Source organism: Leptolyngbya sp. FACHB-711, from assembly GCF_014695615.1.
GTDB lineage: Bacteria > Cyanobacteriota > Cyanobacteriia > Elainellales > Elainellaceae > Leptolyngbya_A.
Map to the genome: position 1 here is coordinate 1 of NZ_JACJOR010000475.1, position 7701 is coordinate 7701.

At 48.0% G+C, this 7701-nt stretch carries 9 protein-coding genes; 6 read left to right on the forward strand and 3 right to left on the reverse strand.

Features of this window, described 5'->3' with window-relative positions; genetic code table 11:
- The 3 genes from H6F80_RS31415 to H6F80_RS22105 form a co-directional block, all read right to left on the reverse strand.
- Positions 1 to 211: 4-alpha-glucanotransferase (locus H6F80_RS31415; RefSeq protein ID WP_518523630.1), on the reverse strand; the 211-nt coding region annotated here is incomplete at its 3' end.
- A gap of 201 nt (positions 212 to 412) precedes the next feature.
- On the reverse strand, positions 413 to 760 hold the full coding sequence (locus H6F80_RS22100) for a carbon dioxide-concentrating mechanism protein CcmK (RefSeq protein ID WP_190793691.1): 348 nt from the start codon (positions 758 to 760) through the stop codon (positions 413 to 415).
- 175 nt (positions 761 to 935) lie between these two features.
- Positions 936 to 1250 carry a carbon dioxide-concentrating mechanism protein CcmK gene (locus tag H6F80_RS22105; RefSeq protein WP_190793692.1) on the reverse strand — a complete coding sequence of 105 codons (315 nt, stop codon included), beginning with the start codon at positions 1248 to 1250 and terminating at the stop codon, positions 936 to 938.
- A gap of 451 nt (positions 1251 to 1701) precedes the next feature.
- Here H6F80_RS22105 and H6F80_RS22110 point away from each other — a divergent pair, with 451 nt between their 5' ends.
- From H6F80_RS22110 to H6F80_RS22135, 6 genes are all read left to right on the forward strand, one after another.
- On the forward strand, positions 1702 to 2466 hold the full coding sequence (locus tag H6F80_RS22110) for a glycosyltransferase family 2 protein (RefSeq protein WP_190793693.1): 765 nt from the start codon (positions 1702 to 1704) through the stop codon (positions 2464 to 2466).
- Positions 2459 to 3526: an NAD-dependent epimerase/dehydratase family protein gene (locus H6F80_RS22115; protein WP_190793694.1), complete on the forward strand. Its 1068-nt coding sequence runs from the start codon at positions 2459 to 2461 to the stop codon at positions 3524 to 3526. The genes H6F80_RS22110 and H6F80_RS22115 overlap by 8 nt, the downstream gene beginning before the upstream one ends.
- 64 nt (positions 3527 to 3590) lie before the next feature.
- On the forward strand, positions 3591 to 4268 hold the full coding sequence (locus H6F80_RS22120; RefSeq protein ID WP_190793695.1) for a class I SAM-dependent methyltransferase: 678 nt from the start codon (positions 3591 to 3593) through the stop codon (positions 4266 to 4268).
- A 99-nt stretch (positions 4269 to 4367) separates the two neighbouring features.
- Positions 4368 to 5429, forward strand: a complete 1062-nt coding sequence (locus H6F80_RS22125) for an NAD-dependent epimerase/dehydratase family protein (RefSeq protein ID WP_190793696.1) — start codon at positions 4368 to 4370, stop codon at positions 5427 to 5429.
- A gap of 81 nt (positions 5430 to 5510) precedes the next feature.
- The gene (locus tag H6F80_RS22130) at positions 5511 to 7238 is read left to right on the forward strand and encodes a hypothetical protein (protein WP_206755104.1); all 1728 of its coding nucleotides are present in this window, start codon (positions 5511 to 5513) and stop codon (positions 7236 to 7238) included.
- A partial coding sequence (locus H6F80_RS22135) for a hypothetical protein (RefSeq protein WP_190793698.1) occupies positions 7235 to 7701 on the forward strand: 467 nt, incomplete at its 3' end. The genes H6F80_RS22130 and H6F80_RS22135, both read left to right, overlap by 4 nt.

The following is a 7701-nucleotide window of genomic DNA, read 5'->3' on the forward strand; positions in this document are numbered from 1 at the left end:
AAATGCGCTGTCCAGCTTGCGCCAAAAAATCGATAAACTCGTAAGCCGAACCGCCCAAATCGCCAATTCCAAAGCGGCTGGGAAACGAAGTCGGATGCAGCAGAATTCCACTTTCTCTAGGGAAGGACATAGCCGGATTAAAAAGGAAAAACAGAAGGAATAGGCAAATTAGCAAAAAACCAACCAGAAAAATCAGTGCAAAGCAGACCATTCCGGAGGGTTGCTAACTCCCTAATCTTGCCGATCGCAGGAAAATCAGGAATCTGTCTAGAGGAACATGATGCGCTTAGAGTAAATTTATCAAATTACGGATTAAATCAAATTTGCCCCAGTTCGTTGAACGCGCCTGGAGCATTAGAATTAAGCCCTGCAAGGTACAAGTTTGAGCAGGTTATAACATAGCACTGAAATCTTAGCCGCCCGTCTGCCGCGGAATCAGCGGAACTTCAACCGAGTCGCGGAATCGCTGCACTGAGTCCGAAAACTCGATCGGCAGAACGACCTCAACGTTTTCGTGCGGACGCGGGATAATCACCCAGGATTCGAGCGAGCCGCCAAAGCAGTTTCCTGCCGCCTCAATGCCTGCTGCCATTGACTGCTTTACTTCCGAGACATCGCCACGAATAATCACGCAAAACCGGGCACTTCCGCAACGTTGATAGCCCACCAGTGTCACCCGTCCGGCTTTGACCATCGCGTCTGCGGCTGCCAAAATTCCGGGGAATCCTTTTGTTTCGAGTGCGCCAACTGCAATCGGCATCGCTTTCTCCTAGAGGTCAAATAAGGAAGGTCAAATTAAGGTCATCGAGTGGTGAAGCCACCCTATATTTTACGGGCTTTTGGTCGGCACGATCGCAATTGTTTTCATAGACTTTCACTGATGCTTTCGTCTAATCAAAGCGATAAGGAATGCAAATCTGCCCTAGCCCATTTCCCTACATCCAGCGAAATTCCTCGACCCGCTCTGTATATTGAAGCGGTAGCACTTCCACAACATTTTCGGGTGGATTTGGCACGATGTAGTACGTCACCAGCTTGCCGTTAGGAGGCGCAGTTCCAGCCGCTTCGATGCCCGCTTCCATCGCCGGACGCACCTCTGAAATCGGTCCCCGAATCGCGACGACCTGTTCTCCGCTTTCGGCAATGTCGTAGTACACGATCGTCACCCGTCCGGCTTTCACCATCGCATCTGCGGCTGCCAGAACTGCCGGAAACCCAAGTGTTTCAATTACGCCAACCGCTTGAGGCATGGTGTATTCCTCGTAATTACATTCTTATCATTACATTCTCTAAATTTTAAGATACCACTCTCCTGCTTGCGTCTTTCAGCAAATGCCTAGACAGCCCTCACCCGATTTCTGTTGCTTCTGAAGCTGAACAAATTAGTCGCGATCGCGTCATTCCAATAGAGTCTTAGCCTGTGAGCCGCATTGGGATCACGTTTGGGTCGCCTTGAGCAGTTCACGCCAGATTAGAAACCTCCTGCCAAGCTTTCTGAAACTTGCCCGATCGCTAGCCAATTCGCTCGGATTAGCCCTAGTCAGGTTTGCAGCTTGCATATATGATCTGGAAATTCTTGGTTCTTAATTTTGAAATTGATTTGAATTGACTCATTCTGCTGGAACCATTTATAGATAGCTGCTTACAGATAGCTGCACTGGGCTAATTTGAACGGTAAGTGATTAGAGCATTGGGGGAGTAATGAAGCTTTCAGTTGTAATTCCTGCTCACAACGAAGAAGATTGCCTGTACGGGACAGTGAGCCGCTTGGTCGAAACCCTGGAGAGAGAAAACATTCCTCACGAGATTCTAATCGTTAATGACAATAGCTCAGATTGCACGCCTGCCGTCTGCTGTGAATTGCATGCCACCTTCAGCAGTGTGCGCTGGGTTAATAATGAGCCGCCGAATGGATTTGGGTTTGCCGTTCGTCGGGGGCTAAGTGAGTTTTCAGGTGACGCGGTTGCCATCCTGATGGCAGATGCTTCAGACGACCCGGAAGATCTGGTTGCTGCCTATAAGTTGCTGTTTCAAGGATATGACTGCGTCTTTGGTTCGCGCTTCTCGAAAGGCGGAAAGGTCGTGGATTATCCTCCCCACAAGCTCTTCATTAATCGATTGGCAAACTGGTTTATCAAGGTTCTGTTTGGACTACGCTACAACGATACAACCAATGCTTTCAAAGTCTACCGTCGAGAAGTGATTGACGGGATTCAGCCCATTCTAAGCCATCATTTTAATCTCACTGTAGAACTGCCGTTAAAGGCGATCGTCCGAGGCTACTCCTACGGCATCATTCCCATGCGCTGGTATAACCGCACAACCGGAATTTCAAAGCTCAAAATCAAGGAAATGGGCAGCCGCTATCTGTTTATCGTGCTTTATATCTGGTTAGAAAAGCACCTGTCGCGGGGAGATTATCACCGCAGCAAGCAGCCCGTTAGCGTAGGAAGATTCAATGCCTGAACGAGTTTTAATTCTGGGTGGGGCAGGATTTATTGGCAGTTCTCTGGCGATCGGCTTCAAACAGCGTCACCCCGACTGGCACATTATTTGTCTCGATAACCTAAAGCGGCGCGGCTCAGAGCTAAACCTGCTGCGGTTCAAACAGCATGGCATTGAGTTTGTGCATGGCGATATTCGCTCTCCCTCCGATCTTGATTCGGCAGTTCTAACCGTTGACACCATCATCGACTGCTCAGCGGAACCTTCGGTGCTGGCAGGCTTTGCCTCTCCCCGCTATGTGTTGGAAACCAACCTGGTTGGGACCATTAACATTCTTGAACTCGCCAGACAACTCAAGGCTTCGGTTCTCTTCCTGTCCACCAGCCGGATTTACCCGGTCGCCGCCCTCAGCGACATTAAGCTCGTCGAACAGGCTACTCGTTTCGCTATCGCGCCTGACCAGACCCGACCGGGAATTTCAGAGCGGGGCATCAGCGAAGACTTTCCGCTCCAGGGCGCACGATCGCTCTATGGCGCAACTAAGCTGGCTTCGGAACTGCTGATTGAAGAATATCGAGACGCTTATGGCATTCCGGCGATCGTCAATCGCTGCGGTGTGGTCACGGGAACCTGGCAGATGGGCAAGGTCGATCAGGGCGTGTTTGTCCTCTGGATGGCAGCGCACTACTTCAAGCGATCGTTGGGCTACATCGGCTACGGTGGCACGGGCAAGCAGGTGCGGGATTTGCTCTGCGTGAATGACCTGCTGAATCTGGTCGAGTATGAGCTGCTGCATTTTTCCGAGCTAGATGGCAGCCTGTTTAATGTGGGTGGTGGCGTCGAGAGTAGCCTGTCTTTGCTGGAAACCACGCAGCTTTGTGAGAAGATTACCGGAAACTCGATCGAAATTCGCTCCGTCCCTGAAAACCGTCCCGGTGATGTGCCGCTCTACATTACCGATTCTTCTAAAGTGATTCAATCCACCGGATGGCAGCCGCAGACCAGCCCGGAGCAAACCTTGCATCAAATTTTTGCATGGATTCAAGACAATGAGGCGGCTCTTAAGCCAATTCTAAGTTAGAAGTTGGGCGTGATAGAGATACAATTCGGGATGCTTGCTGGATGCTGTTTATTCCAAGTCAATCATGATGGATCAAGAAATTTATCTGAAACGGCTTTATGCGAATCGATTCGACGTTCGGCAGCGCAAAGCAAAAGAAGCTCTCTGGAAAGTATTAATTGATGACTTTATTCAGAGATATATTAGTCCCCATGCGATCGTTTTAGATATTGGCGGCGGCTACTGCGAGTTTATTAATCAGGTTAAAGCAAGGGAAAAGGTGCTGATTGATCTCAATCCTGATTCTCAGGAGTTTGCCGCACCCAATGTCAAAGTTTTGCACGTTAATATTCTGGCTCCAGAAAGCGATCGCCTCGTGCCGCGTGACTATTTCGACGTTATTTTTGTCTCCAATTTCTTTGAGCACCTGCAAACGAAAGAAGAGCTGATCGAGGTGCTTTCTTTCTGCTTTAATCGGCTCAGTTCGAAAGGCAAGCTGATTGTGGTTCAGCCGAATTTCAAGTATTCCTTCAAAGAGTACTATGACTTTATTGACCATCACCTACCGATCACAGACGGTTCGCTCAACGAAGTTTTAAAGGCGATCGGATTTTCGGTTGATTTGATGATTCCCCGTTTTCTACCCTTCTCAACTAAAGGCAGACCTTCTGCACCGCTACTGCTTCAGATTTATTTAAAACTGCCAATTCTCTGGCGGTTCCTGGGCGGACAGATGTTTGTGATTGCCTCGAAGCCTTATTAAGCGGCTAAATTAAGCGAGCCAATTTGCCTGGAAGCGTTCATTTCTCTAAATCAATCAATTCCATCGTTTCAATCTCTCAGTTCTGGAGTGTGGTGCGATATGTCTACAGTGGTTGTAACTGGTTCAGCGGGACTCATTGGTTCGGAATCCGTTCGCTTTTTTGCCCACCTTGGATTTAATGTCGTTGGCATTGATAACGATATGCGATCGTACTTCTTTGGTGAGGCGGCTTCGACAGGCTGGAACCGCAATCTTTTGAAGGAAACCTACGGCGATCGGTACCACCATTACGATGCTGATATTCGCGATCAGGGGGCGATCGAAGCCATTTTCAAAGAATTTTCTGCAGACATTAGCTTGATCATTCATACTGCTGCTCAGCCGTCTCACGATTGGGCCGCCAGTGAACCCCATACCGACTTCACCGTGAACGCAAATGGGACGCTGGTGCTACTGGAAGCGACTCGTCAGTATTGCCCAAATGCCGTATTTATTTTTACTTCAACGAATAAAGTTTATGGCGATACGCCTAATTTCTTGCCGCTAATCGAACAGGAAACTCGATGGGAAATTGCTGAAGATCATCCCTATTTCATTGGCATTGATGAGTCGATGTCGATCGATCAATCGAAGCATTCTCTATTTGGGGCTTCAAAGGTGGCAGCAGATGTGTTGGTGCAGGAGTACGGCAGATATTTTGATATGAAGACTGCCAGTTTCCGGGGCGGTTGCCTGACGGGTCCGGCGCACTCTGGAGCAAAGCTGCATGGCTTTCTAGCATACCTGATGAAATGCACGGTGACGGGCGAGACCTACACCATCTTTGGCTACCGGGGCAAGCAGGTTCGCGACAATATTCACAGCTACGATCTGGTCAACGCTTTCTATCATTTCTATCAGAATCCCAGAAGCGGTGAGGTCTATAATATTGGCGGTTCACGCCATAGCAACTGCTCGATGTTAGAGGCGATCGGTATCTGTGAGGAACTGTCCGGCAAAAAGCTGAATTATGGGTACACCGATGACAATCGATCGGGCGATCACATCTGGTATATCTCCGATGTGAGGAAGTTTCAGTCTCACTATCCTAAATGGCAGTACAAGTATAGTTTGCGGAACATCCTGGAAGATATTTACACAGCACAGGCAGCGCGGCTCTAAGTTGAGTACATCCTTCTTCTTTATATGCTGAACAAGACGCAGCTCCCGATCGCTAGCGATCAGTTGTGGAAGATCCTGGCTTTGCTGCTCGCGATTGCGCCTGCGGTCTTCATGGGTTTATTCATCTTGCAGTATGGCGTGGATGTCCCCTACTGGGACCAGTGGGGAGTTGCAAGGCTACTGGTTAAGCAAGCTGAAGGTGATCTGTCAATTCAAGACTTGCTTGCTCAACATAACGAACACCGCATCTTTTTTCCCAAATTAGTGTTTTTGGCACTCGCAACCTTGACGAACTGGAATGTCAAGTATGAGATGCTGTTTATTTTATTGCTAGCTTGTATTGCATCTTTAAGCGTTTACTTCCTGTTTAGACGAACGGTCACTCAAAATCTAATCCTTTCCTTTTTTCTAACGTTTCTGTCGAATGTCCTAATTTTTTCTCCAATCCAATATAAGTGCTGGTTGTGGGGGTTCCAGATTACGTTTCTAATGCCGATCGTCTGCCTTGTACTCTCCCTACTGATCACGCAATTAAAGGTAAATTTTTGGGTTAGGCTACTGTTATGCATTGTTCTAGCTACCGTCAGCACATTTTCTGTGGCAGCCGGAGCACTTTCCTGGTTGGTTTTGCTGCCAGTGATTCTGCTTTCAGCGGAGGGCGTGAAAAGAAAAACTTTATTTTCGGCTGTAATCCCGATATGGCTGATCTGCTTCTCATTAAACATAGCAGCCTATCTTAGCGGCTATCAAAGTTCTGTTAGTTCTTCTACAGCTAATAAAAGTTCAATTGTTCTTAGCTACCCCTTTGCTTTCTTGGGATCACCTTTAGGGGTCGGAAATCCGGCATTTGCTATAGTAGCTGGCTATGTTCTAGTTGCGCTCTACGTTTTTGCCTGCTTATACACTGTCTTACATTGGCGGAAATTTCTGAAGCAGGCTTTTGTGTGGTTGGCACTGGGGGCTTACTCCATTCTCAGTGCGATGATGGCGACGCTAGCTCGATCCGGATCTGGAGTAGAACAAGCACTGTCCTCCCGCTACACAACGATTTCTATTTACTTAGTGATTGCTGTAATCGCATTACTGGCGATCGTCTCCAAGGATATTAAAGAGAACAAATTTTATGGTCTGTGGCAACTGAGTGAGCAAACCAGTCGCGATATTCTGCACAACTCCCTGACTTGTTTAATCGCAATTTGTTTTAGTCTGAACCTTGCGACTTCCATCGATGCGTCTTCCGCAGTGACCTCGGTTCAAAGGGATAGGCTGTTTGCGAAGACTTGTTTAACCTTCATCCGGTTTGTGCCTAATAACTGCATTACTCAATATCTCAATCCTGGACCTCCGAGGTTAATCAAACAGTTTGCACAAGATTTGAATAAAGCAGGTTTTTTGTCACCGCCGATCGTCAAGGTCAATAACATCGCAGCCCTTGCACCCGCAACTTCACGGGAATCGGCAGCCTACGGAGAGTTCCTGTCAGTCACGCCCAAGGGTCGAAATACCTTTGATGCCTCTGGGTGGGCTGCTTTGCCCCAACACCACAAACCCGCAGATTCCGTGCTTATCACTTATCGAAACGCTGCTCAGAGGTCAGTGCTGTTAGCGATCGCTTCTGTCCGACACCCTACGCCCGCTGTGGCAAACGCATTAAGAGACGATCGATATCGGTATGCGGGGTGGAGTACTTCATTCCCAATCAGGCGATTGCCCAAGCAGCAGGATCTGGTGATTGAAGCCTGGGCTTTTGATACCGACCGCAGTCAAGCCTTCCGAATTACCCAGCAGCATATATTGAGGAGGGGTTGAGAGGAAAGGTTGACGAAAACCCACATTTCCCAATAAGTCTTCTGGTTCTTCGTGAGGTAAGCTCCCTAATGCGACTCAAACAAAATCTGTTCAATTCACCTGTTAGAAGAACTGCGCTACTGGTTTTGTTGGCGGCTCTATTCAGTCTGCTTTTAGTACCTGGTGTACCAGCAGTAAACACAGGATTAGACCCATCCTGGCAATTTGCGCTGACCAAAGCGCACGTGGAGCGAATGATATGGGGCAAGGATGTCATTTTTACCTTCGGTCCTTTTGGCTATCTCTTCTTTGGTAGCCTGATCAAGGAAAATTTTTTTGAAATGCAAATTGCACTGTATTTGCTGCGCTTTGCATGGCTCTTTCTATCCCTTCAGTTTATTCTTAAGCTCGAAAAGCTGCCGCTTCAGCTATTTGGTACATTTGCGCTGATTCTTTTTCCAACTCTCTTGAGTTCGCAAGGTAT